Below are 22,595 nucleotides of genomic sequence, written 5' to 3'. Positions count from 1 at the left end.
TTCAGCCCATCATCAGCATGATCAGGCGTAAGACCGCATGGGCCATAACCCCGGCCAGCAGGTCGTCGGCAACAATTCCCCACCCGCCGGCCAGTTTTTCCTCCGCCCAGCAGACGGGAAAGGGTTTAAGAATATCAAAAAAACGAAACAGCAGGAAACCGGCAATCAAGGTCGGCCACGTAAAGGGCAGCAAGGCCGTGGTCACCAGGAAACCGACGATCTCATCAATCACAATAACACCGCTGTCGGGCACCTGCAGAATCTTCTCAGTCTCAGCCGCCACCCAGACAGCCAGGATGACAACCCCCAGCAGCAAGAGAAAAAAAGCGGCCGGTGAAAGGAAGCCGGCCAGCCACCACAAGGGAACGGCCACCAGGGTACCAAAGGTGCCCGGAGCCACCGGTACTGCCCCGACAAAAAAACCGCTGGCGAGCAGCACAGTCAGGGTTTCCCGACCCTCCCCGCGAAAAGAACAGTGCTTCACCAGATACCCCCCTTATTCCACCAGAACAACTGCCGATGAAGGGCAATTATCCACACAGGCGCTGCACTCAATACACTCTTCGGGCGCGACAACCAGCGGCGCATCATCCTGCCAGGCAAAGACTTCGGAGGGACAAACCTCTACACAGGTGCCGCAAAGGCTGCATAACTCTCTTTTAATAACCGGATACATGCGATCTTTCCTACCCAACTATGGCCATTTTGTCAATCCCTATATCCACCAGAAATGACCACCAAAAACCGTCTATTCTATTGATATTATTAACTATCATTACTATTAATGGACAATGAATGTCCCTCTTTCCAGGTCTTCGGAACCTCATTGACGCCTCAACACAACCACCCGCCATAAAAGACACCAACATTTTTTGGACAGACACAAGTCCGATCTGCTATAGTTGTTAGCATTGACACTGGCTTGTCAATGCTTTAGAGGACACGCAAGGAAACATATAACCGGGCCAACCATGGCCGCCGGTTATCACCATAGTCAAAGGAGGAGAGGATGGAAGAAAAACGGTTAAACGCCCTGGAGATTGCCCTGAACAACGAAATGACCGAACGGGAATTCTATCTCAAGCATGCTGAACGCACCACGAACCCGGTTGGCAAAGCAATGTTCAAGCAGATTGCCGATGAGGAACTGGAGCACTATGAACGGCTTAAACAACTGCAGGAAAAGTGGCAGCGGCAGGAACAATGGCCGGCAACCGTACCGCTGACCGTTGCCAACTCGAACTTGAGCAACACGTTGAAGGGGGTCCTGGAGCAGGTTGATACGATGCAGCCGGGAGATGATGACGACCTCGAAGCGGTGCGCAAAGCCATTGCCTTTGAAGCAGAAGGAGTAATGTTCTATGAAAAACTTCGCGATGCCTCTGACGATAAGAAGGAAAAGGCCTTTTTCGCCCTGCTGGCCAGCATTGAAGCTGAACATCTGGCATCCTTAAAGGACACCGAAGCCTACTTCATCGATCCGGCCCAGTGGTTCCAGCAGATGGAACACGGCGGCCTGGATGGTGCTTAAACACAGGGTTTTCCAACGCACTAATAAGCCCGGCTGATATGCATATCAGCCGGGCTTATTTATTGTGCATCTATCGATCAACAAGGTTCTACGCTGCAGTTCTAGGCCTTCCACAGGCCATGGATATTGCAGTATTCCCGGGCTTCCACCTGGGCTGCGTCAATGGCAAAAAAGGCCTCCGGCGCGTCGCCGGGCTTGAGCTCCTGACGGTACACCTTGCCGTCTGCAAGTAGTTCAATAAAGGCAATATAGTGTTTTTCTTCCATGGGGTGGGCGACACTGCCAACCTTTACCCGGTAGCCACCGACCTCTTTCTCAATCACCGGGACATGCTTCTCCCTGGCAGCATCCACAACCCCAGCCTCCAGCAGACCCATGGGCTCGTTGCAGCAGATAATCTCACCAACTCCTGAATGAAGAATTTCCACCATATTACCACAGATCTCGCACCGATAAATTTCATTTACTTTTTCCGCCATGACTACCTCCTTAAGAACCGGTTAGCATCCAATGCAACAACAAGATAACCTTTGATTTATAAAACACTAGTAAACATCATCACATTTGTCAAGTCAAAAGAAGATAAAAATAATCTCTTTAAGGGTTTTAAGGCGATATGAGCACTCTGGGAGGAAAAATCCGTATTGAGCCGACCAGACACATGCGACTGGTCGGCCGGGAAAGGCACCATGAAGGTACAGGACAAGGGGGAAATCCGCTGTCAGAAAAAAGGAAGGCGGGACTTGCCATACGCTACAACAATGGCGGTGAAGCGCGATGAAAAGGCTGGAGCTTCAGAAAATCGGCAGGGGTGGCTAGACAAAAATGGCGGCGAAAATTTTCTCCAGCGTCTCCTTCAGTTCACACTGCAGGGCATTCCGCACATCACCAGCCATAAACGGTGCATCCAGCTCACGAATATGCTGGACAACATAATCAACTTTGCCGGTGCCTGTATCAAGCGGATAGGAGTAGACCTCCCTGATTTTGCCATCATTCAGATATTTTTTATATCCCCATTGAGGTTCGCCGGTGGCCATCAACTTGTCCCAAATGCAGTTTTTACAAGGGGTAGTGGCATTCATATAGATATTGTAACAATAGGGATGGTCAGCGCTCGCACCGTTCTGGAAACATTCCGGTTTTGTCCAGTTGGTGAAAATCACCCGACGCTGACTGTCCTGAACCGAAACCTTATCCGGAAAATGATCCAGCATCATCCGCAGCTTTTCAATATTCGGCATCATCAGCACGATCCCCCATGGCAATTACTCATATCACATGGGTGTAATGCAATGCCGATGCCAGCGGCAACCAGAAAGAAATATTCCCTCTAACTACTCGAATTTAAAAGAAATTTCATCAGTATAAAAAAAACCGGGAAGGTGATCTCCCGGCTTACTGAACAAAAAAATGGGCTATTTCCCGCTTATTGGGGGGATTTTGTCGCTATCGTCGGCAACCCTCCCAAATGAACCGACAACAGCAGTCAATGGTTTGCCGGCAATCAGTCATGCTCCCTCGTCTTGTTGAAGACAATATCGGGCCAGTCCTCCCGGTCGATATCCAGCCGCCACTGGCTTGGAGCCAGGTACGTCAGATAGCCTTCAGCGTCACGGGCGAGCATCGTCTGTTTGCTCTTGACAAAGGCATCCAACTTCTTTTTATCACCGCAGGCCAGCCAGCGGGCCGTCACATGGGCGGTCGGTTCATACACGGCATCAACGCCATACTCGGCCTTGAGGCGGGCCATGGTCACCTCAAACTGGAGCATCCCCACCGCCCCGAGAATGTAGTCACCACCCACCAGGGGACGGAAAACCTGCACCGCCCCTTCCTCAGCCAGCTGGGTCAGTCCTTTCTGAAGCTGTTTCACCTTCAAGGGGTTTTTCAGCCGCACCAGGCGGAAATGGTCCGGGGCAAAATTGGGGATGCCGGTGAACTTGAGCAACTCGCCATCAGTAAAGGTATCGCCGATTTTGATCGTCCCATGGTTGTGGATGCCGATAATATCACCGGGATAGGCCTCCTCGACGTTGGCCCGGTTCTGGGCCATAAAGATAATGGCGTTGGCAATGGTCACCTCTTTGCCCAGACGGTGGTGCATCACTTTCATACCCCGCTTGAAAGTACCGGAGCAGATGCGCAGAAACGCGATGCGATTGCGGTGGGCGGGGTCCATATTGGCCTGGATTTTAAAGACAAAACCTGAAAAAGACTCCTCCAGGGGCGATACTTCCCGCTCACGGGCCATTCGAGGCCCCGGAACCGGAGCCATCTCCACAAAAGCATCCAGCAGTTCCCGGACGCCAAAATTATTGATGGCGCTGCCGAAAAAGACCGGCGTCTGGTTGTCTTTCAGATAGTGTTCCAGTTCAAAGGGATTGGCCGCCCCTTCCAGCAGTTCAATCTCCTCCCGCAGTTCATCCGCCTGACGGCCCAGCAGTTCATCCAGCAGGGGATTATTAAGATCGCTGATCGCCACTCCGCCCTGCGCCCTGCTATCACGACCCGGGGCGTAGAGGAGAAGCTCCTTGCGGTAGAGGTTGTAGACCCCTTTGAAATTCTTCCCCATACCGATGGGCCAGGAGAGGGGGGCGCACTCAATCTGCAGGCTGTTCTCGATATCCGCCAGCAGGTCCAGAGGAGTCATGCCCTCCCGGTCGAGCTTGTTGATGAAGGTAATGATGGGGGTGTTGCGCATCCGGCAGACTTCCATCAGTTTCTTGGTCTGGGGCTCCACCCCCTTGGCGCTGTCGATCACCATCAAAGCACTGTCAACCGCAGTCAGCACCCGGTAGGTATCTTCGGAAAAATCCTGGTGACCGGGGGTGTCCAGGAGGTTGATCTCCAGATCGCGGTAGTTGAATTGCATTACGGAAGTAGTCACCGAAATGCCACGTTCCTGTTCCACGGACATCCAGTCACTGGTGGCGTGCCGGGACGCCTTGCGCGACTTTACCGCCCCGGCCAGCTGGATGGCACCGCCAAACAGCAACAGTTTTTCGGTCAAGGTTGTTTTCCCGGCATCAGGATGGCTGATAATGCCAAACGTCCGCCGCCGATTCACCTCTTTTGTATGTTGCCTGCTCACCCTGCAAACCTCTCCGAACATTCCGCCGATCCCTTGCGGGGGCAGCGGCAATAAAAAAAGCGGGCCCCTTATTGAGAAGGACCCGTTTGTATGTTGAAGAATACCGCAAAACCGCTCACAATGCAATGGAATTATTGGCAGATGACGAGTTGTTCACTCGCACAGGTATGGTGGCGAAGAGAATTCAGGCAGCACAGGCAATAATAGTCTCTTGAGGAAATATGCATCACTACGCTTGCGCCTGTCTTCATCTTCTCTCTTCTTTTTGACCAAGCACCAAAACCAACCCATCAGACAGCAATAAAATATGATCATCATGCTTATTGCCCTTGACAACAAATCATGAAACAGCTTAAGTATTAGGATAATCATTCATTTGCCTAAATTCATTTGCAGTCCAGGAGTAGAATATGGTTCGCACGGAAATTTCCCTTTTTCTGAAAAACGCCCCCGGAGAACTGGCCAGGCTGACCTTGATGCTGGCCGAAAACAAGATCAATATTGACGCCATCACCATCCAGGATGCCACCAGCTATGTCAATGAGCTGTTCAAAGCGCGGGGAAAAACCCTGAAACGCCATGCCACCGCCGCCAGTTACGGCATGATCCAGAAGGATTCGGAAAACTACGCTCTGGTCCGGCTGCTGGTTAATGACACCGACAAAACCCTCGACCTCCTCTCCCAGGGAGGCTATCTCTATGAGATTACCCCGGTGATGGCCCTTGAGCTGGAGAACCACCCCGGGTCACTGGCGGCCACCGCCCAGAAGATCGGTGACGCGGGCATCAATATCAACTATGTCTATGGCTCGGTTTCCCCGGCTGAAGGAAAAACCCTGTTCATTTTCTGTCCGGAAGATATCGACATGGCGGCCAAAGCCTTTCAGAAGGACTGAGACAACAGCCCCCCTCCCCCAAAAAGGCACCGGCCATTATGGCCGGTGCCTTTTTTACATCCTGCTATCGTTGTGCCGGCATGGTAAACCGGCACAACGTAATCACAGGGGTTATGTCAACAAGCTGCCAGGGTTCAGGCCGCCGCTCATTCTCGCCGGCCATCCGTGGCCGGCTCCGAGGTGTCCGCCGCGAAGCACCATCCGGGTAATTCGTCCGGCAGCCAAAACCGCAAGCCGCCTGAACCCTGGCGGCTTGCCGCGCTTTTCAATCGCTTATTACTCCCTGGTCAGGTGACGGTACTTGATCCGGTGGGGATGCTCGGCCGCTGCTCCCAGGCGGGCCTTGCGATCGGCTTCATAGTCGGAATAGTTGCCATCAAACCAGACCACCTGACTGTCCCCTTCAAAAGCAAGGATATGGGTGGCAATCCGGTCAAGAAACCAGCGGTCATGGCTGATCACCACCGCACAACCGGCAAAATTTTCCAGTGCCTCTTCCAGGGCCCGCAGAGTATTGACATCCAGGTCATTGGTGGGCTCATCCAGGAGAATAACGTTGGCCCCCTCCTTGAGCATCCGGGCCAGGTGGACCCGGTTTCGCTGCCCCCCTGACATCAACCCGACTTTTTTCTGCTGTTCGGCACCGGAAAAGTTGAAACGGCCGACATAGGCGCGGGAGTTCATCTCCCGGCTGCCGAGCTGAATGATATCCTGCCCGCCGGCAATCGCCTGCCAAATGCTATCCTCAGGGTTCAGGTCATCACGGCTCTGGTCCACATAGGCCAGCTTCACCGACTCGCCAAGGCGGATGGTTCCTTTGTCAGCTTTTTCCTTGCCGGTAATCATGTTGAAAAGGGTGGTTTTGCCGGCACCGTTGGGACCAATGACCCCGACAATGCCCCCCGGTGGCAGGGAAAAGGTCAATCCTTCAAACAGCAGACGGTCGCCGAAACTTTTAGCAAGGCTATCCGCCTCAATCACCATCTTCCCCAGCCGTGGACCGGGGGGGATGTAGATTTCCAAATCCCTGGTCCGCTGCTCCCCGGCGCTGCCCAGCAACTCCTCATACGACTTGATGCGGGCTTTGGCTTTGGCATGCCGCCCTTTAGGACTCATCCTGATCCACTCCAGCTCATGCTGCAGGGTCCGACGCCGTTTGGACTCCTCCTTCTCCTCCTGGGCCAAACGTTTTTCCTTCTGTTCCAGCCAGGAGGAGTAATTGCCTTTCCAGGGAATCCCTTCGCCCCGGTCCAGTTCAAGAATCCAGCCAGCCACATTATCGAGAAAGTAGCGGTCATGGGTAACCGCAATAACCGTCCCCTGGTAACGCTGCAGATGATGCTCCAGCCAGGCCACCGTTTCCGCATCCAGGTGGTTGGTGGGCTCATCCAGCAGCAGGATATCAGGCTCCTGGAGCAGCAGCCGACACAAGGCCACCCGCCGCCGCTCGCCGCCGGACAGAACCTTGACTTCCGCCTCTCCGGGAGGACAGCGGAGGGCATCCATGGCCATTTCCAGCCGTGAGTCAAGGTCCCAGGCATCCAGAGCGTCCAGCTTCTCCTGGACCTGTCCCTGGCGGGCGATGAGCTTTTCCATCTCATCATCGGACATGGGTTCGGCAAACTGTTCGTTGATGCGATTGAATTCCGCCAGCAGATCGACGGTTTCCTGGGCACCCTGTTCCACCACCTGGCGGACGGTGAGGGAGTCATCCAGCTTCGGCTCCTGTTCCAGCAGGCCAACCGTCAGCCCTGGGGCGATGGTGGTCTGGCCGTCAAATTCTTGCTCGACCCCGGCGAGAATCCTCAGCAACGTTGATTTCCCCGAGCCATTCAGGCCCAAGACGCCGATCTTGGCACCGTAAAAATAGGACAGGCTGATATCTTTCAACACCGGCTTATTGTCATAGCGCTTGCTGACCTTGATCATGGAATAGATGATCTTGTTCGGTTCCGTACTCATGACTATCTGTTCTCCTTCATTGCAGTTCATCGACCGCAAATTGTCTCCACGGTCATCATTTCGTCAGCAGCGTCCCCCCCCCCCCGGCACCCGGTGACGGTCCAGCAGCCGGAAACAAAACATTCTTCTCCAAGGATGTCCGGGGTATGGCTCAAAGCGGTTTTGGCCGCCGAACGAATCACCCGGATGGTGATTCGCGGCGGACACCTCGGAGCCGGCTAGGGATGGCTGGCGAGAATGGGCGTGAACCATACCCCGGACATCCTCGAACCAACGCCGACCATAAAAACCGCGGCCCAACGGCAAAGGCCGTTATAATCTCCCTGCTGGCACTTGGCAAGCATTAATTATCGCAGCATCTGCCTGCCCTGCGAGGCAAAACAATTAGCGCTTGAAAAAAAGCGACCAACCGGCTACACTTAGTGAATTTTTTACCAGGCAGCAACCAAGGCCGATCTCTATCATCGATAAGGTGATCACCATGGCACACAAGCATGCAGAATTTTGGATCTTTTTTTGCTCACTGGCAACCTTCCTGAACATTGCGATAATCACCACGCCTGTTGCGGCCGGCCCCTACGCCGACTCCGCCCATGGTCATGCCACCGCCGGCGTACGACGGACAGGGGTTGCCATCCCCCCCTACTGCATCGGCAACTGCGTTCACTGCCACGAACAGCACGCCAGCATCGACGGTTCCGAACCCTCACCACCGGCGCTTCTCAACGGGCCTTCACCCTATGCCCTCTTCGCCGACACCTTTGACACTACCATCACCGCCAATCCCTACAACCAGAATGACAACTTCTGCTTCTACTGCCATACCGGCAGCGGCTCCCTGCAATCCGGGGGGATCACCAACGAAGACTACGCCACTACCTTCGGCAGCTCAACCGTTGGCACTCCAGCAGGAATTCTCGAGGCCTTCAACCTGGACACCTATCACAACCTCTATGATCTTTGGGATTTTTCCCAAACCCAGTTCAGCAGCTATTTCACCAGCGACACCAACCCCTGCCTGGCCTGCCATAATCCCCATCTGGCCAAGCGCAACTGTTCTGATCCTGACGACCCTACTTTAGCCGCCATCTCCCGGCCGACGGACCATAACAGCCTCTGGGGAGCTGATGCCAGCGAAAGAATGGACAACTATGACTATCAGCCGCCGGTGATATCCCTAGCCCCCAGTTATGAACCAGGAGGCACTGCCACGGAGGACAGCTCCCTGACCCCGGACTTTGTCACCTTCTGCAGTGACTGCCACAACACCAGCACCACCATTACCAGCACGCCCCTGGGCCGCAACCTCTACCATCTTGACTGGAGCAGCAGCGGCGACAAGCACGGCATCAACCCAGCAACCGGCAGCACCTCACGGGACATTGTAGCCCCCTATGAAGCGCTCTATGCCGACCAGACCAATTATACCCTCTCCTGCCTCGACTGCCACGAGGCCCACGGCTCGCCCAACTCATTTCTGGTCCGCCGGGCGGTAAACGGCAAACCACCCAACGCCGACATCATATTCTCAGCCACCCCGCCTGACAACCAGGATATCATCCTCTCGGCAAAAGGACTTATAACAGTAGGCACCAACCCGACCATGGATGGATTATGCGTCAGCTGCCACATCAGCAGCAATTCCAACATCCATCACCTCAATGCCGATGCACCCTATCTACAGAAATCTTGCGCTTTCTGCCATGGTGCGGGCGGAGTAGACAAGATCCTCTGCGAACAATGCCACTTTCATGGCTCCACGGTTTTCATTCCCGCCGATGAAAGCAAGACAGGAATCGCCAACACCCGTAAGACATTCTAGCCGGCAGCGATCTCAAAGCAGCCCCTTTTCTCGCAAACATTTTGTTATGCCATTCCCCAGCCAATAAAAAAACGGCGGCCTGCAGGCCGCCGCTCCTGAACTTTTCCACCCACCGGCACATCGCTATGAACCAGTTGCCACCTGGCGGAGAATTTCAAAGACAGTCATGGGATTGACCCCGTTACGCTCGGCAATGGCAATAATACTGGCTGCCGGGTCAACGGTCATCCCCTGGGCTTTCAGGCTCTGGACCACAGTGGGAAGATCAAGGTTGAACTCGGCGCAGACATCGGCCAGCAGCCGGCGGCCGAAACCGGGGGCCGGAGCATCGGGAAATACCATGCCGGTGGTTTTAATCTCCGCCGGTTTCATGATCGCATATAACGCTTTTGGAGTCATCTTGTTGGCTCTGGCCAAATCACCGATGGTCTGCTGGTCACCAGCCAGTTCCACTCCGGCTGCCTGCAGCAGTTCCTTGGCCTTTTCCAAGTCAAGATTTGTCTTTTTAACAAACATTTTCAGCGAGGAAAGTTCGGCATGGCCGTAAGGCGGCTCACCATATTTTTCGTCAGCAACGGCGGTGATCAGATCGCCAAGCCCGATAACTGAACTCATGGGCGGCATTTCCCAATAAGTTCCCAGGGTGACCACCAGCACCAGTCCCAGAGCCAGGTTGAAATGAAGGGTAAAAACTCTCAACTCCCTAGCCTTGTTTTTCAGATAAGCCATAATCGGCTTCCAGTTGTAAAAAGCGTGGAGCACCCCGGCCAGCAAAAAAAGCAGGCCAAGATTGATGTGCAGGCTGCCCCACTGGGGTCTTGATATCCCCCACAGGTGCCAGTCAGTCCAGTAGGCCACCCGGCCGTGGGGAGAGATGTAGAGCATAATGCTGGTGAGCAGGAGTAAGATACCCGAAAGCACCAAGGTCAGGGAGGTGATTTTTCTACCATTCATAGTTATGCCCTCTTTCGTTCTTACCGTTGACATCCGACAGATAATGATTATACTATCGCCATATCCTGACCATAATAGTAAGAGGCAAAGCCTCTCATGTCAACCGTTGCACGACATTATTTCTGGCGTACAATGGTTGTGAGGGGTGGGGCGTCCGGTGATGGTTCACGCTCATTCTCGCCGGCCATTCCTGGCCGGCTCCGAGGTGTCCGCCGCGAATCACCATCCAGGTGATTCGTCCGGCACCCAAAACCGCTTTGAACCATCACCGGACGCCCCACCTCATAAAAAAATGACGCGCGGGCCGGCATTGAAGGACTGATAAAAAAAGTCAAAAAAACCAAAGGTGCGATAAAAAAATTCAGCTGCCCGGCAGACAAAACCCAATAGATAACGGAGGCTGCCATGGATCGACGTACCTTCTTGCACCATGTATTTCTCTGGACCGCCGGCCTGACGGTCACCATTCCCCGCTTCAGGGTGTCGACAGCCTTTGCCGGTCAATCGTCCACTTCCCGGCTGGCAGTGGGCAAAGACATCGACTACGGCTTGCTGGTGGAAAAAACTCTGGCAGCACTGAACGGCATGAACGCCTTTATCCGGCCGGGGGATAAAGTGGTAATCAAACCCAATATCGGCTGGGACCGCTCACCGGAGCAGGCAGCCAATACCCACCCACTGGTGGTCAAAGCCCTGGTGGAACACGCTTTGGAGGCGGGGGCGGCGAAAGTGCAGGTTTTTGATCGCACCTGCAACGAACAGCGGCGCTGCTATAAAAACAGCGGCATCGAAGACACCCTGAAAGGGCTGAAAAACAAAAAAGTTTCCCTTGAGCATATTGATCAGCGGAAGTTTGTCCCTGTTGACCTGGAAAGAGGCAAATCCCTTTCCCGGATGGAGATCTATCGGGATGTCCTGGAAGCGGACAGCTACATCAACGTACCGGTGGCCAAGCACCACGGCCTGAGTCGGCTGACCCTGGGACTGAAAAACTCGATGGGTGTAATCGGCGGCAACCGCGGTAAACTTCACTTCAACCTGGGGCAGAAACTGGCTGATCTGGCCACCGTTGTCCGGCCAACCCTGACAGTCATCGACGCCACCAGGATGCTGCTCAGAAACGGTCCCCAGGGGGGCAGCCTGAACGATGTCCAAATAAGCAACACCGTCATCGCCTCGGCAGACCCGGTAGCCGCCGATGCCTACGCCACCACCCTCTTCGGCCTCAAACCAGAGGAGATCGCCTCAACCAAAGCCGCTTATGACCTGGGGCTCGGCGAGATGACCATCGACAATCTGCAAATCATTGAAGTTTAGTCTTTGGTGACCAGTTGATGGCAAACCGCAAACACATCATTCCTCTCTCACGGTGGCGGCAGCTGAGCCAGGCGGTCTGCCTGCTGCTCTTTCTCTTTCTGTTCAGCAAGACGGACTACACCGGCTCCGACCAACTTGAGTATGCCGTCAACATCATCTTCCGCTTTGATCCACTGATTGCCACCGCCGTCATGCTGGCCGCTAAAAGCGTTGTTTTGCTCCTCCTGCCGGCCCTCATTCTGGTGGCACTGTCCCTGCTCCTGGGCCGCTTTTTCTGCGGCTGGGCCTGTCCCCTGGGAACCCTTATCGACCTCGTCCACCCCCTGCTGAAATCGCACAATCCGGCACTGGACACCCGGTTTCCCCGGCTGCGCTACGGCATTCTGGCTTTCCTGCTGAGTGCTGCCTTTTTCGGCCTGCCCCTGGTGGGCTACCTGGACCCCTTTTCCCTGCTGGTGCGCGGCCTGACACTGGCGGTTGAACCGGCAATAAACCACGCGGCAACCTCATTTTTCACCTTCACCTACCAGAAGGCTCCCGCCCTGGTGAACTTGGTTACTGAACCACTCTATGACTTTTTGCAGGCGACCATCCTGCCCTTCAGCCAGAAACACTACCACCTTGTCTACCTGTCGATGGCCATCCTGGCAACCGTCTTTCTGCTGGAGCTAAATCAGCGGCGCTTCTTCTGCCGCAATCTCTGCCCCCTGGGAGCTTTACTGGGACTGCTGGCCCGATTCGGCCTTATGAACGGTGCTGGCGGCAATGATGCCTGCGGCAGATGCACCACCTGCCGGAACATCTGCCGGATGGGAGCCATCGACGAACAGCGCCATATCGACATGGCTGCCTGCACCCTGTGCCTTGAATGTCTTGACAAATGTCCGCGAAGCACCATAATTTTCAACTGGAAAAAACCACTTACACTTCAAACCGGATACTCTGGATCACGGCGGTTTTTCCTCGGGTCTTTGACTGCCGGCGCCCTGCTGCCGCTGTTTACCAATGTCCGGGGCCTGGCGAAGGTTACCAATCAACGGCTGATCAGACCGCCGGGAGCGCTGGGCGAAAAGGAGTTTCTCAGCCTCTGCGTCCGCTGCGGCGAGTGCATGAAGGTCTGCATCGGCAACACCCTGCAGCCAGTCTTTCTCGAGGCGGGCATCGAAGGGATGTTCAGCCCGAAAGTTGACTCCCGGCTCGGCTACTGCGAATTCAACTGCACCCTGTGCGGCCAGGTTTGCCCCACCGGCGCCATCCGGGAACTGCAATTGACGGAAAAACATACCTTTAAGATCGGCCAGGCCTTTTTCGATAAAAACCGCTGTCTGCCCTATGCCAGGGGAATCCCCTGCATGGTCTGCGAGGAACACTGCCCGACGGCGGACAAGGCGATCAAGTTCAACGAAACCATGGCAACCAATGACCGGGGACAGCAGGTACAAGTCAAGCAACCGTTTGTGGTGGCTGAGCTGTGCATTGGCTGCGGCATCTGTGAACACAAGTGCCCTCTGCCGGGGGCGGCAGCCATCCGGATCACCAACGCCGGGGAAACCCGCAGCCCAGACAAAGCATTGCCGGTGGCATCGGCAGGATATGGATAGCAAGGAATCTGGCGGTAGAGGCCAGTTTTTTTCACCTGCTTTCAGAAAAAATCAGCTGCCTATCGGCCCGAACAACCCCAGGCATCCGGACTCGGGGTTGCCAATACCCACCCTGCCCCCGAAACGGATCAAATCCTCCAGAGTGGCAATCCCGGCTGGATTGCCTTTGAAAGACCATAAACTTGACAAACCGGCCATGCCGATTAGGTTTTCTATAGATAACCACCGGCAAAAACAGCAGCAAAGGAGAACGATCATGCCTAGAGGAGATGGATTGGGACCGCCCAGCGGCGGCCGACGTGGAAAGGGAATGATGGGCGGTCCTTTGGCCGCAGGGCCTGGGGGGCAGTGTGTCTGTCCCCAATGCAAAACCAGGGTTCCACATCTGGCTGGTCGTCCCTGCTATGAGATAAACTGCCCTGAGTGCGGCACCAGGATGATCCGGGAATAAAAAGGTAAAGAACCAGCTGGCAATCAGGCCAAAAGCCCGATGCAGCGCTCAAAAGTACCGGGTTCAACGGCAATCCTGCTATGGGCATAGTCATGGTGCCATTGCTCAGGAACTGGCATCTTACTGTAAAGCTCCCTTCTCCTTGCTTCCAGCAGAAGTCGTGGCTGGCCCATGAAATCGGCAGCGCAATAGACCTTTTTCCCCACCGTCTGGCTCAACCTCTCAAGCCAGAGAATACCCTGCTCCGAACGCAGCACATGGTGGTCTACGATGAGGACCGCCACATTCCTGGCCAAACGGACGCCATGCTCCCAGGCTTTTTTTCGCTGGCTGGCAGCCAGTGACTGGAGGTAGAGAGGCGGGCCGGCAGCAAGGACAACGGAAGGCTGCCAGTCAAGAATTATCTCCACGGCCTGCTCGTCCAGAAGCTGCGTGTCGCTGGCATGAACAAATACCTGTCCGCCTCCAAGTTCAATACGGGTCATCATGATGTTGCCGAAACGGCCCCCGGGCATACCATGGGAAAGCAGTTTGGAGAAACGGAGGGGACCTGCAATATGCCCGACAGCAGCCCTCATGTGGGAAGCCCCCAACAGGGCGGTCAAATCTTCGGCCCGCTGCTGCATACGGGGCGTCATCTTCGCTGCCGCCGGGCTCCAGCAGTGCAGCTTTTGGAAACAGCCGGGAAGCTGCCGGAAAGAAAGCTGGTAAGGATTGGCCCCACGAAGGGGAATATGATCTCCATGGAAATGGCTGAAAACAACATCCGTCGCCTTGTGAATCGCTTGCAGAATCTTCTCACGGATGCGGATCCCGGCAGCCACCTGGCAGGGGTGGGGCAGTAAGCCGTGGCGTTCATATCCCAGGGCGATACCCGGATCAATGAGAATCCTCCGTGTACCAGCGGCAACCAGACAGCACATGCCGCGAACTCCCAAGGATTCTGCCGCAATTATCTCTATGGGAACCGGTTCTTCCACTCTTCCACCAGAGGAACTGTTCAAAAGTGACTGATCAACTGCGGGGGCAACACTCAGTCACCATCAAGAAACAGCTGCGACAGAGGCTGTTCAGCCGCCTGTCTGCCCCGCATCTCTATGCGGTCATAGATGGGGGTAAGATCAGCAGAGATGGCTTCCAGCGGACACAGCCTCATGCAGTTGAAACAGAGAATGCAGCAATCGTCATCAAAGACAGGATAAGGATTCAGGGTGATGGCACCTCCGGGACACTCATCGACACAAACGCCGCACTGGCTGCATTGCTTTTCACTGACCAGCCGCCTGGGCAGAATGGTGCGGGCAACCTTGAGATTCAACTTCATCATCTCCTCATGGGCGGCCGGCGACTGATAGGCCAGCGCCATATCTGACAGAGGGGTCAATGGCCTCTCCCCCCTCATCTTTCCCCTCACGTCACCAACCAGTTTCCTGACCATGGCATCGTCGGCCGCATCGGGATGGCCTTGGCCGACCGGGTTTTCCACCTGCCACATGAGGGAATGAACCGCCACCACCTTGGCCGCAGCGATCACCGGAAAACCTTGGGCGTTCAAACTTTTGCCCATTTCATAAAGTGCCAGACCGCTGGTCGCCTTCCCCCAGGTGACAAAGGGCACGGCATACCCTAGGTCGCGCCGTGGCAACCGGGCAATAAATTCCATTACCGGCGGCAAGGCGTGGGAGGAATACACCGGCGAACCAATATAGAGACAGACATTGCCAGCCGCATCGGCGATTTGTCGCAGGACCTCACCTGCCCGGCCGCGATCCCTGCCCAGATCAAGTGAGGTCACCTGGTCACCAGCGGCGGCAAGGGTTTGCCCGATCACCTTGGCAACATGCCCGGTCGTCCCTGCCGGAGAACAATAAACCACAAAGGTTCCAACTTTGGTTTCAGCCATAGACCATCATCCTTTAATGCTCAGTAAAAACGCTTATAAAAGAAAATCCGTCAGAAAAATCACCAGAGATACTGTTTCAGTTTCACCGCATACTGATCAGGCATTGCCATGCTGCGACCCTGCTTATAGTCATAGAAAACCTGGACCGATTCACCGGTGGCAAACAGCCATGCGGAATCATCAGGACGGTAGATTTCATAGTTGAAGGTAAAACTCCTGCCCCCCAGGCGGGAAACCAAGACAGACGCCGCCAGCATACTCTCCCGCAGTTGGACAGGACGGATAAAAGTGCAGGAGATGCTGGCCAGGACAAACGGAAAATCATCCGGCGAGCTACTATTGAACACCGCGCCGAAAAATTCCTTCCTGGCCTCCTCCATATAGGTAAAATAGGTGGCATTATTGACATGCCCCATGGCATCAAGGTCTCTGAAGCGAACCGGCAGCTTCAGGAAAAATTTCCGTTTCTCTACCATGACTTGGTATACCGCCTTTCACTATGCCGTATTGTCAGACAATCCCGACCATGATTGTCGAATTGTTTGGCCCCTGGAAGGGATGTCTGACAACATCCCTGACCCCGGCCTGCAGCAGCATCCCACGGATTTCCGCTTCCGAATATGACCGGCCGCCGTAGGTGTTGATCAACATATTCAAAGAAAACAGGGCCGGAAATTCCGGTCCATCCCTGGTGTCATCAAGAATAAACTCATGAATCATGAGCAGACCACCCGGCGCCAGAGCCGCCACCGTCTTATCAATGATCCGCTGGCAGTCATTATAACTGTTGCTGTGCAGCAGATGGGAAAGCCAGGCAACATCAAAAGGTCCGCCAGCCAGGGGGGCAGCAAGACAGTCGCCGGCAACAAAGTCAATCCGGTCGCTCAAACCGTAGTGCGCCACCGTCTCCAGGGCAAAGGGGCGGGTAGTGGGCAGATCATAGATAACCGCACCCAGATTCGGGTTGGCAAGGCAGAAGTGGATCGCATAGGTGCCCGGGCCACCCCCGAGATCAAGCAAACGTCGGCGGCCGGCAAGATCGATCCGGGCGGCCACCCGGGGAGCAATGACCACCGCCAGATTGAACATCCCCAACAGGAAGCTTTCCCGCTCATGCTCCTCTCCATAACTGCGTTTTTCCACCGGCAGGCCGGTTTTCACCGCCTCATGGAGTTGCGCCCAGCCATCGAGAAGATGGTGGTGGTGCAGAATGATATGGCCAAGATAATCGGAAGAGGTACGGCAGAGAAACTGCCGCGCCGGAGCACTATTGCCATAATGGCTGTCCTCCTTCTCCAGCAGCCCCATCGCTGCCAGGCCGTTGAGGAGCAGTTCGGTACCCCGTTCGTCAGCCTCAATCTGTGCCGCAATCTCCGCAACGCACAACCGCTGATCATCGATTATGGTAAAAATGCCCAGCCTGACCCCGGCTTGCAGGGTACAGCCGCGCCAGTAGGCACTTGAAGCGGTGAGCAGGGCACCGGCGTTCCAGCCTTTATTCACACCACCCTCCACTATCAATTTGTATTGCCAGGTGTCGGACTCTCCGTGCCAACGCTAGCAACCCTGATTCCGGCCCGCGAGGAAACAACTATGCCGACCGCCACAAAGGCCACTCCCACCAGATGAAAGAGATAAAGCTTCTCTTTGAGAAAAAATATCGCCAGCAATGTACTGAAGAGCGGCATGCAGTGGGCGAACAGCCCAGATTTATTGGGGCCAATCTGGGAAACCGCGTAGTTCCAGGAAATAAAGGCCACCACTGAGGCAAAAACGGCAACATAGGCAATGGCCAGCAGATTGGCGGCATTCACGGGAAAGCCGCCGTGAAGCACAATTTCCCCGATATAGAACGGCGACAGAATGATCGTCCCCCAGATGGAGATAATCAGCAGGAAATCGATGGGGGGGATATCTTTTGGACGACGGTTGTAAAGCACCGTGTAGACTGACCAGAGGAAGGCAGCGGTCAGCACGAGAAAATCTCCTCTGACGAACTGGAGACTGCCAATCTGCAGCAGCTTGCCGTGGGTGATGAAGATCAGGGCGCCGATCAGAGAAACAACGGTACCCATGAGTTGAGAAATAGTCAGCGGTGTTTTCAACAGCAAAAAGGACAGGGGCGGCACCATCAGCGGTACAGTGGCAATCATCAGGGCGGCATTAATCGCCGTGGTGGAATGGAGCGCCACATAGATGCAGCTGTTGAAACCGGTCACCCCGGTAACCGCCAGAATGGTGGTGATGCCCAGGTTGCGCCTGATGATGCTGCGGTACTGCCATAATTTAATCCCGGAAATGGGCAGCAGACAGATGATTGCGCCGGTCCAGCGCCAGAAATTCAAGGCAATGGGGGGAATATCGCTGTGAATCAGGCGGCCGAGAACAAAGTTCCCACCCCAGCACAAGGTTGCCAGGATCAGACACAGAAAGGGGAACAGTTTTTTTATCATACATTGACCCGGTCGATCATTGCTGGCCCCCTGACATCTCCTGCAACATCAGACAGGCAGCAATTCATTCTATAGATATATACCTTATATCATATATTGGCCGGCAGGAAAATATCTTTCAGCGGCAGAAAAATACCATAGCGACATAAAAAACCCCAATGCCCCAAAGTCATGGAGGGGTTGGCGCGAGGATGGTGCCCCGTCAAAAAAACAGGTTCAAGGAAAAGTGGTCGGGCTAACCGCCGGCCGCCAGCAAGGCGGCCCCGTAGGCGGCAACAATCTGGGGGTTGGGAGGAATATGGACAATCTTCTGTAGATGCTCCTCCAGCAGCCGGTGGACACAGGGATTCCAAGCCACCCCGCCGACAAAACCGATCGTCGAGCGGTCGAGGTTGAACCGCTTCAGCATGCCGACTGCCCGATTGACAATCGACCGGTGCAGACCAAGGGCTATGGCACGCCGGTCCTCTCCCCGGCCGATCAATGAGGTCACCTCTGAATCGGCAAAAACAGCACACATGCTGTTGATCTGCAGAGTTTTTTCCGCTTTGAGGGCTTCCTGGCCGAAGGCATCCAGGGGGAAACCGAGAGTCATGGCCACCAGCTCGAGGAATTTGCCGGTCCCGGCGGCGCAGCGGTCATTCATCTCAAATTTTATCACCTTGCCCGTCTGATTAAGAGCAACAACCTTGGAATCCTGGCCGCCGATATCCAGAATCAGATCAACCTCGGGGGCCAGGGCATGGAATCCGGCCGCCACTGCCTTGATCTCGGTAACCGTCGGCGTCCCGTTGATCTGCTCAAAAAGGTGGCGGCCGTAGCCGGTGGCCAGCAGGCGATCGTAGGACTCCCCCGCCAGCAGGCTGGCAGCCTGCCGATCGGGGGCAAAACCGGTTTCCGCCTGGCGGCTGGCCACCAGGCGGCCGTCTTCGACAATCACCACTTCAATGGTTCGGGAACCAAGATCTATACCGGCACAACGCATCGCGGAAAACTCCTCTTAACCAAGCATTTCAACAAACGCCTCGATGCGGGTCTGCAGCTGACCGAGGTCTTCCATGCTGTAATCAGTTTCAATCCGCAGGGTGGTGATTCCCTGGTCGGTCAACCGCTGCTCCATGGGCATCGATTCAATGAGATACGGCTGGCAGAACTGGAGACCATAGTGGATAACCCCATCCGCCTGGTACGCCTGCACCATCTCCACCACATGCTGCTCCCGTTCCCGGTTGGGGGTAAACACGGCGCAATCAATGGCGAAATAGCGCTCAACAATGGCATCCAGCAGGGCATCAACGGTAGCCCCGGAGGCATCGGTCAGGTTGCGGCTGCCGCGCTCGCCGACACAGGATTCCTCACCAACCACCACCGCCCCCGAACGTTCAATGAGCATGGGAATCTTCCAGTTGGGAACCGCCATGGGACAGCCCGAAAGCAGGACCCGGGGAGTCGTGCCGGCAACAACCCCCTCCTGCCGGGCAATCCTTGCCTCCAGTTCATCGCAGAGACTGTTGATCTGGCCGGTAAAACGAACCGGATCGTCATAAAAAGAGACCTGGTTGATCAGCAGGGCATCCAGACCGGAAATGGGTGACGGCCGGCTGGACCGTAGACGGTTGAGGCGGGCAAGGGCAGCACGCTTGGCGTTGACCAGTTCAACCCCCCTTCGCAGCCGTTTTGCGTCAATGGTGATCCCGGAAAGCTCCTCCATGGCATGGAGAAAACGGACATATTCTTCGCGCAGCAGGCGTTTGCCGGCGGCAGTCTTCTGCTGGGGCAGATCCATGACATAGAGATTGGGCAGCAGTTCACCCAGCTGTTCGTAGGATTTTTTCTTGCCATCGCAGGTGTTTTCCCCCACCACCATGTCCGCAGCCTCGATAAACGGACAGACCCGGCTGAGCTTGAAGCCAAAAGCGGACTTGATCAGGGCACAGGTGTTGCGGGGCAGAATTTTTTCCACCTCCTCGGTGCCGAACTCCGCCCCGGCGCACAGGCCCACATGAATGCCATCCGCCGCCAGGATGATCTCTTCGGGTACAAACACACAGAAGGAACCCACCACCGGCCGGCCGGCACGCCGGGCATCCAGCAGCTCCTTGATCCGCAGCCCGTGGACCTCACTCATGACGAAATCAAGGTACTGCATCCCTTGGGGACGGTTTTTCTGGCTCAGAAAAATATCCTGATAACTACTGCTCAACGCCTCGAGCAGGGCATCATGGGCTTCCAGATCAAGCCCCAGTTCCTGCCACATGGCAGTATAATCGCTACTCATCATTACGCTCCTTAGCATCTTATGCTATCAACACTATTGTTGGTTTTTCCTCGCAGGAGGTTATGGCAACCATGCCGCCTCTGACCTGATCAGGGCTTGGCGGGCACCACTTTCTCCCCGGCCTGGACGGCAAAAGGCAAGCGGTTTCCCGCCGGCGGCAGGGGGCACTGGAAATCGTGATTATAGCAGCAATAGGGATTGGCTGCATAGTTGAAATCAACTTCGTAGCGATTGCCGGCTAGGGGCTGGAGGTCAACTAACCGGCCGGCACCGTAGGTTTCAGCACCGGAAGTTGCATCACTGAAAACAACCGTAAGACGATCCTGGCCGGCAGCCTGCCAGACGAGCAGGGTATGCTGACGCCCGTCAAAATCAAACAGAAACCTGCCCACCTCGCGGATCTTCAGTTCACCACCGTCAGCAGCCGGCGACCGCCTGCTCCTGGCAAACAGATACGCTTTAAAGGTGCCAGCGACTCTAAACCGGGGGTCGACAGGGTAGTATGGAAGCCCCACAAACGAATGTTTTGCCGCCCCCGCCAGAGGTGAGCATTCATGATCACGAAAATAAGCATCCTTGCTCTGGCGATAGGCTTGAATCCGGCCGGCATAGAACTCCCCTGGCGCCGCCGCCCTGGCGGCAGGGGACGGCAACAGGAAAGCTGCCGCAGACAGCACCACCAGAATGCCGGCCATGAGCCGCCCCCGCCAACGAGGTGAGAATACCGCCAGCTCCATCATTAGAGTAGTTTCCAATCAAACCGATAATCCCAATCCAGCAGAATCCAGGTCGCTTCATCGTCAAAACCGGTCCGGTCCTTGGCATAATCCCCCGGCACAAACATCCCCGCCTGCAGGCCGATGCTCATCGTGTCAGACAAAGCGTACCGTACCTCCAGCTCAAACACGTCACCCACATCATCGCCCAACGTTCCGTCGTTGGCCAGCGACCGCCATGAATCGCCGCTTTCGTGCAGCTTGTAGTCATGGTAATGCAGCTCCACCTTGACGGGTTCCAGGGGCTTCAGCTCCAGGCTGAGCTGATAATCCTCAAAATTCTTGAAACTGAACATGTTGTATTCCTGGCCATAGGCTGCCCCCCAGACGCCAAAAGCAGTCTGGTACTGTTCGAAGTCGGCAGTGCCAGAATCATTACCGGAACTGACCGTGTAGCCGAAACTCAGCCGCGGCGACCAGGGCAGCATGGCAAAACGATATCCCACCCGGACGTTGAAATGGTAGGCATCGATGTCCAGGCCTCCCATATCACCCGACTCCCTGGCATACAGCAGGTCATAATCGAAGCCGGCCAGATCACGGCCGTAGCTGCGCATGCCCAGGTACTGGTCATCCAGATCTCCGGCACCGCCATTGTAGTTCTCATGATCATCCCACTTCATGATATAAAAGGGTTCAAAGGCGATATAGGGCATCCCCTTGGGCAGCTGCCAATGACTGTAGACCCCCGCCCCTTCATACCAGTGACGCCGGTTGAGGCTGAATTCATGTTCATCCTGATAGACCGTCCGGCCGTAGAACATATCGACAAAGCCGTTGGGAAACCGTTTGGAAACCAGCACCGCATCCCACAGGTAGGGGCCGGTGTTGACCCAGTCGCACAGTCCCAGAACGCGGAAATCACCATAATCGAGGCGCTGCCGGCCAAGCTTGATATTCAAGTCCTGATCCAGGATGTTTTCAAATTCCACATAGGCCAGGTAGAGGTCAGGGTCCTCTTTGTAGCGGCTGGTGCGCTTGTTATCAAAAAGCTCGTCGCTGTCATAGTCCCAGGCATCGGCATAGGCACCCCACAAGGCGATATGTATCCGTTCAACAGGACGGTAGTCGATGCCGGCCCTCACTCTGCCGGTCAGGAAGCCGTCGGTGCCCGCACCGGCCGGCGGATTGTCGCCATAAAAGGAAAAATTGATATTGTCCAGGTACTCATAGCGGAGCCTGGTTTCCATACCGAAGGTCAGCTTATCCTTTTCCGCTTTCTCTTTCGCCGCCTTGCGCGATGAACAGACACCGCAATCAAGGAACGTGTAGGCGAAAGAGACCGCCGGAAGTGTCAGCAGAATCACCAGAAAGAGCGCCGCCGTTGACATCATAACAACTCGATTTTTCATCTTCTCCTCCCTTTTTTATTTTCATTAGCGGACCATCAGCGTGTTGATGGCCTTATCACTGGCCAATGGATTTACGTGAAAAGAAACACAATGTCCAACTGTTATTATCAATAATACCTGGTTGTGTCAATAATCTTTCGCTTTTTTCTTGGCAGTACCCTGAGGTTGCTGTTTATGTGTCAGGTATGGATCAGGATGTCTGTTC

At 55.1% G+C, this 22,595-nt stretch carries 22 protein-coding genes; 6 read left to right on the top strand and 16 right to left on the bottom strand.

Annotated features, from left to right (window positions below; translation table 11 throughout):
- Position 1 precedes the first annotated feature (1 nt).
- On the bottom strand, positions 2–445 hold the full coding sequence (locus JXO50_00550) for a phosphatidylglycerophosphatase A (GenBank protein ID MBN2331575.1): 444 nt from the start codon (positions 443–445) through the stop codon (positions 2–4).
- A gap of 51 nt (positions 446–496) precedes the next feature.
- Positions 497–676, bottom strand: a complete 180-nt coding sequence (locus JXO50_00545; protein ID MBN2331574.1) for a 4Fe-4S dicluster domain-containing protein — start codon at positions 674–676, stop codon at positions 497–499.
- 333 nt (positions 677–1,009) lie between these two features.
- Here JXO50_00545 and JXO50_00540 point away from each other — a divergent pair, with 333 nt between their 5' ends.
- Positions 1,010–1,531, top strand: coding sequence for a ferritin family protein (locus tag JXO50_00540; GenBank protein MBN2331573.1), 522 nt, complete (start codon positions 1,010–1,012; stop codon positions 1,529–1,531).
- 101 nt (positions 1,532–1,632) lie between these two features.
- On the opposite strand, the gene JXO50_00535 is transcribed toward JXO50_00540, so the two are convergent.
- From JXO50_00535 to JXO50_00525, 3 genes are all read right to left on the bottom strand, one after another.
- Positions 1,633–2,010 (bottom strand): desulfoferrodoxin, encoded by a 378-nt coding sequence (locus tag JXO50_00535; GenBank protein ID MBN2331572.1) that lies wholly within the window; start codon positions 2,008–2,010, stop codon positions 1,633–1,635.
- 336 nt (positions 2,011–2,346) lie between these two features.
- The gene (locus JXO50_00530) at positions 2,347–2,778 is read right to left on the bottom strand and encodes a hypothetical protein (GenBank protein ID MBN2331571.1); all 432 of its coding nucleotides are present in this window, start codon (positions 2,776–2,778) and stop codon (positions 2,347–2,349) included.
- 260 nt (positions 2,779–3,038) lie between these two features.
- Positions 3,039–4,625: a peptide chain release factor 3 gene (locus tag JXO50_00525; GenBank protein ID MBN2331570.1), complete on the bottom strand. Its 1,587-nt coding sequence runs from the start codon at positions 4,623–4,625 to the stop codon at positions 3,039–3,041.
- Between the two features lie 410 nt (positions 4,626–5,035).
- Here JXO50_00525 and JXO50_00520 point away from each other — a divergent pair, with 410 nt between their 5' ends.
- Positions 5,036–5,521, top strand: a complete 486-nt coding sequence (locus tag JXO50_00520; protein MBN2331569.1) for an amino acid-binding protein — start codon at positions 5,036–5,038, stop codon at positions 5,519–5,521.
- Between the two features lie 276 nt (positions 5,522–5,797).
- Here the strand turns inward: JXO50_00520 and ettA are convergent, their stop codons facing one another.
- Positions 5,798–7,483 (bottom strand): energy-dependent translational throttle protein EttA, encoded by a 1,686-nt coding sequence (ettA, locus tag JXO50_00515; protein ID MBN2331568.1) that lies wholly within the window; start codon positions 7,481–7,483, stop codon positions 5,798–5,800.
- 481 nt (positions 7,484–7,964) lie between these two features.
- Here ettA and JXO50_00510 point away from each other — a divergent pair, with 481 nt between their 5' ends.
- Complete coding sequence (locus JXO50_00510; protein MBN2331567.1) at positions 7,965–9,305, top strand: hypothetical protein; 1,341 nt, start codon at positions 7,965–7,967, stop codon at positions 9,303–9,305.
- Between the two features lie 123 nt (positions 9,306–9,428).
- Here the strand turns inward: JXO50_00510 and JXO50_00505 are convergent, their stop codons facing one another.
- Positions 9,429–10,259 (bottom strand): DUF4405 domain-containing protein, encoded by an 831-nt coding sequence (locus tag JXO50_00505; protein ID MBN2331566.1) that lies wholly within the window; start codon positions 10,257–10,259, stop codon positions 9,429–9,431.
- 405 nt (positions 10,260–10,664) lie between these two features.
- On the opposite strand from JXO50_00505, the gene JXO50_00500 reads away from it, so the two are divergent.
- The 3 genes from JXO50_00500 to JXO50_00490 all read left to right on the top strand — a co-directional run bounded on the left by JXO50_00500 (position 10,665) and on the right by JXO50_00490 (position 13,628).
- A complete protein-coding gene (locus tag JXO50_00500; protein ID MBN2331565.1) occupies positions 10,665–11,576 on the top strand; it encodes a DUF362 domain-containing protein in 912 nt (303 codons plus the stop codon).
- Between the two features lie 17 nt (positions 11,577–11,593).
- Positions 11,594–13,177, top strand: coding sequence for a 4Fe-4S binding protein (locus tag JXO50_00495; protein ID MBN2331564.1), 1,584 nt, complete (start codon positions 11,594–11,596; stop codon positions 13,175–13,177).
- 256 nt (positions 13,178–13,433) lie between these two features.
- The gene (locus JXO50_00490; protein ID MBN2331563.1) at positions 13,434–13,628 is read left to right on the top strand and encodes a hypothetical protein; all 195 of its coding nucleotides are present in this window, start codon (positions 13,434–13,436) and stop codon (positions 13,626–13,628) included.
- Positions 13,629–13,651: 23 nt separating this feature from the next.
- Here JXO50_00490 and JXO50_00485 read toward each other — a convergent pair whose 3' ends face one another.
- The 9 genes from JXO50_00485 to JXO50_00445 all read right to left on the bottom strand — a co-directional run bounded on the left by JXO50_00485 (position 13,652) and on the right by JXO50_00445 (position 22,390).
- Positions 13,652–14,608, bottom strand: a complete 957-nt coding sequence (locus JXO50_00485) for a hypothetical protein (GenBank protein ID MBN2331562.1) — start codon at positions 14,606–14,608, stop codon at positions 13,652–13,654.
- Between the two features lie 53 nt (positions 14,609–14,661).
- Positions 14,662–15,531, bottom strand: a complete 870-nt coding sequence (locus JXO50_00480) for a 4Fe-4S binding protein (GenBank protein MBN2331561.1) — start codon at positions 15,529–15,531, stop codon at positions 14,662–14,664.
- Positions 15,532–15,590: 59 nt separating this feature from the next.
- On the bottom strand, positions 15,591–16,007 hold the full coding sequence (locus JXO50_00475; protein MBN2331560.1) for an acyl-CoA thioesterase: 417 nt from the start codon (positions 16,005–16,007) through the stop codon (positions 15,591–15,593).
- Between the two features lie 34 nt (positions 16,008–16,041).
- Positions 16,042–17,034, bottom strand: coding sequence for a methyltransferase domain-containing protein (locus JXO50_00470; GenBank protein MBN2331559.1), 993 nt, complete (start codon positions 17,032–17,034; stop codon positions 16,042–16,044).
- Positions 17,035–17,048: 14 nt separating this feature from the next.
- Positions 17,049–17,984 (bottom strand): DMT family transporter, encoded by a 936-nt coding sequence (locus JXO50_00465; GenBank protein ID MBN2331558.1) that lies wholly within the window; start codon positions 17,982–17,984, stop codon positions 17,049–17,051.
- 235 nt (positions 17,985–18,219) lie between these two features.
- Positions 18,220–18,969, bottom strand: a complete 750-nt coding sequence (locus JXO50_00460) for a 3-hydroxyacyl-ACP dehydratase (GenBank protein MBN2331557.1) — start codon at positions 18,967–18,969, stop codon at positions 18,220–18,222.
- 15 nt (positions 18,970–18,984) lie between these two features.
- Complete coding sequence (locus tag JXO50_00455; protein ID MBN2331556.1) at positions 18,985–20,262, bottom strand: 2-hydroxyacyl-CoA dehydratase; 1,278 nt, start codon at positions 20,260–20,262, stop codon at positions 18,985–18,987.
- Between the two features lie 89 nt (positions 20,263–20,351).
- Positions 20,352–21,017: a DUF1684 domain-containing protein gene (locus JXO50_00450; protein ID MBN2331555.1), complete on the bottom strand. Its 666-nt coding sequence runs from the start codon at positions 21,015–21,017 to the stop codon at positions 20,352–20,354.
- Entirely contained in the window at positions 21,002–22,390 is a 1,389-nt protein-coding gene (locus JXO50_00445) for an alginate export family protein (protein MBN2331554.1), read from the bottom strand. Before JXO50_00445 ends, JXO50_00450 begins: the two co-directional genes overlap by 16 nt.
- Between the last annotated feature and the right edge of the window lie 205 nt (positions 22,391–22,595).

This window comes from Candidatus Anaeroferrophillus wilburensis, assembly GCA_016934315.1.
Classification (GTDB): Bacteria; Desulfobacterota; Anaeroferrophillalia; order Anaeroferrophillales; family Anaeroferrophillaceae; genus Anaeroferrophillus; species Anaeroferrophillus wilburensis.
Note: the sequence above shows the minus strand (reverse complement) of the source record. Positions and strands in the feature narration are given on the sequence as shown.

Coding starts and splice junctions, on each gene's coding strand:
- ettA (MBN2331568.1), bottom strand. CDS start 7,483: ATGAGTACGGAACCGAACAAGATCATCTATTCCATGATCAAGGTCAGC.
- JXO50_00480 (MBN2331561.1), bottom strand. CDS start 15,531: ATGGCTGAAACCAAAGTTGGAACCTTTGTGGTTTATTGTTCTCCGGCA.
- JXO50_00495 (MBN2331564.1), top strand. CDS start 11,594: ATGGCAAACCGCAAACACATCATTCCTCTCTCACGGTGGCGGCAGCTG.
- JXO50_00510 (MBN2331567.1), top strand. CDS start 7,965: ATGGCACACAAGCATGCAGAATTTTGGATCTTTTTTTGCTCACTGGCA.
- JXO50_00545 (MBN2331574.1), bottom strand. CDS start 676: ATGTATCCGGTTATTAAAAGAGAGTTATGCAGCCTTTGCGGCACCTGT.
- JXO50_00490 (MBN2331563.1), top strand. CDS start 13,434: ATGCCTAGAGGAGATGGATTGGGACCGCCCAGCGGCGGCCGACGTGGA.
- JXO50_00520 (MBN2331569.1), top strand. CDS start 5,036: ATGGTTCGCACGGAAATTTCCCTTTTTCTGAAAAACGCCCCCGGAGAA.
- JXO50_00460 (MBN2331557.1), bottom strand. CDS start 18,969: ATGCGTTGTGCCGGTATAGATCTTGGTTCCCGAACCATTGAAGTGGTG.
- JXO50_00535 (MBN2331572.1), bottom strand. CDS start 2,010: ATGGCGGAAAAAGTAAATGAAATTTATCGGTGCGAGATCTGTGGTAAT.
- JXO50_00445 (MBN2331554.1), bottom strand. CDS start 22,390: ATGAAAAATCGAGTTGTTATGATGTCAACGGCGGCGCTCTTTCTGGTG.
- JXO50_00530 (MBN2331571.1), bottom strand. CDS start 2,778: ATGATGCCGAATATTGAAAAGCTGCGGATGATGCTGGATCATTTTCCG.
- JXO50_00465 (MBN2331558.1), bottom strand. CDS start 17,984: ATGATAAAAAAACTGTTCCCCTTTCTGTGTCTGATCCTGGCAACCTTG.
- JXO50_00455 (MBN2331556.1), bottom strand. CDS start 20,262: ATGAGTAGCGATTATACTGCCATGTGGCAGGAACTGGGGCTTGATCTG.
- JXO50_00475 (MBN2331560.1), bottom strand. CDS start 16,007: ATGGTAGAGAAACGGAAATTTTTCCTGAAGCTGCCGGTTCGCTTCAGA.
- JXO50_00540 (MBN2331573.1), top strand. CDS start 1,010: ATGGAAGAAAAACGGTTAAACGCCCTGGAGATTGCCCTGAACAACGAA.
- JXO50_00505 (MBN2331566.1), bottom strand. CDS start 10,259: ATGAATGGTAGAAAAATCACCTCCCTGACCTTGGTGCTTTCGGGTATC.
- JXO50_00500 (MBN2331565.1), top strand. CDS start 10,665: ATGGATCGACGTACCTTCTTGCACCATGTATTTCTCTGGACCGCCGGC.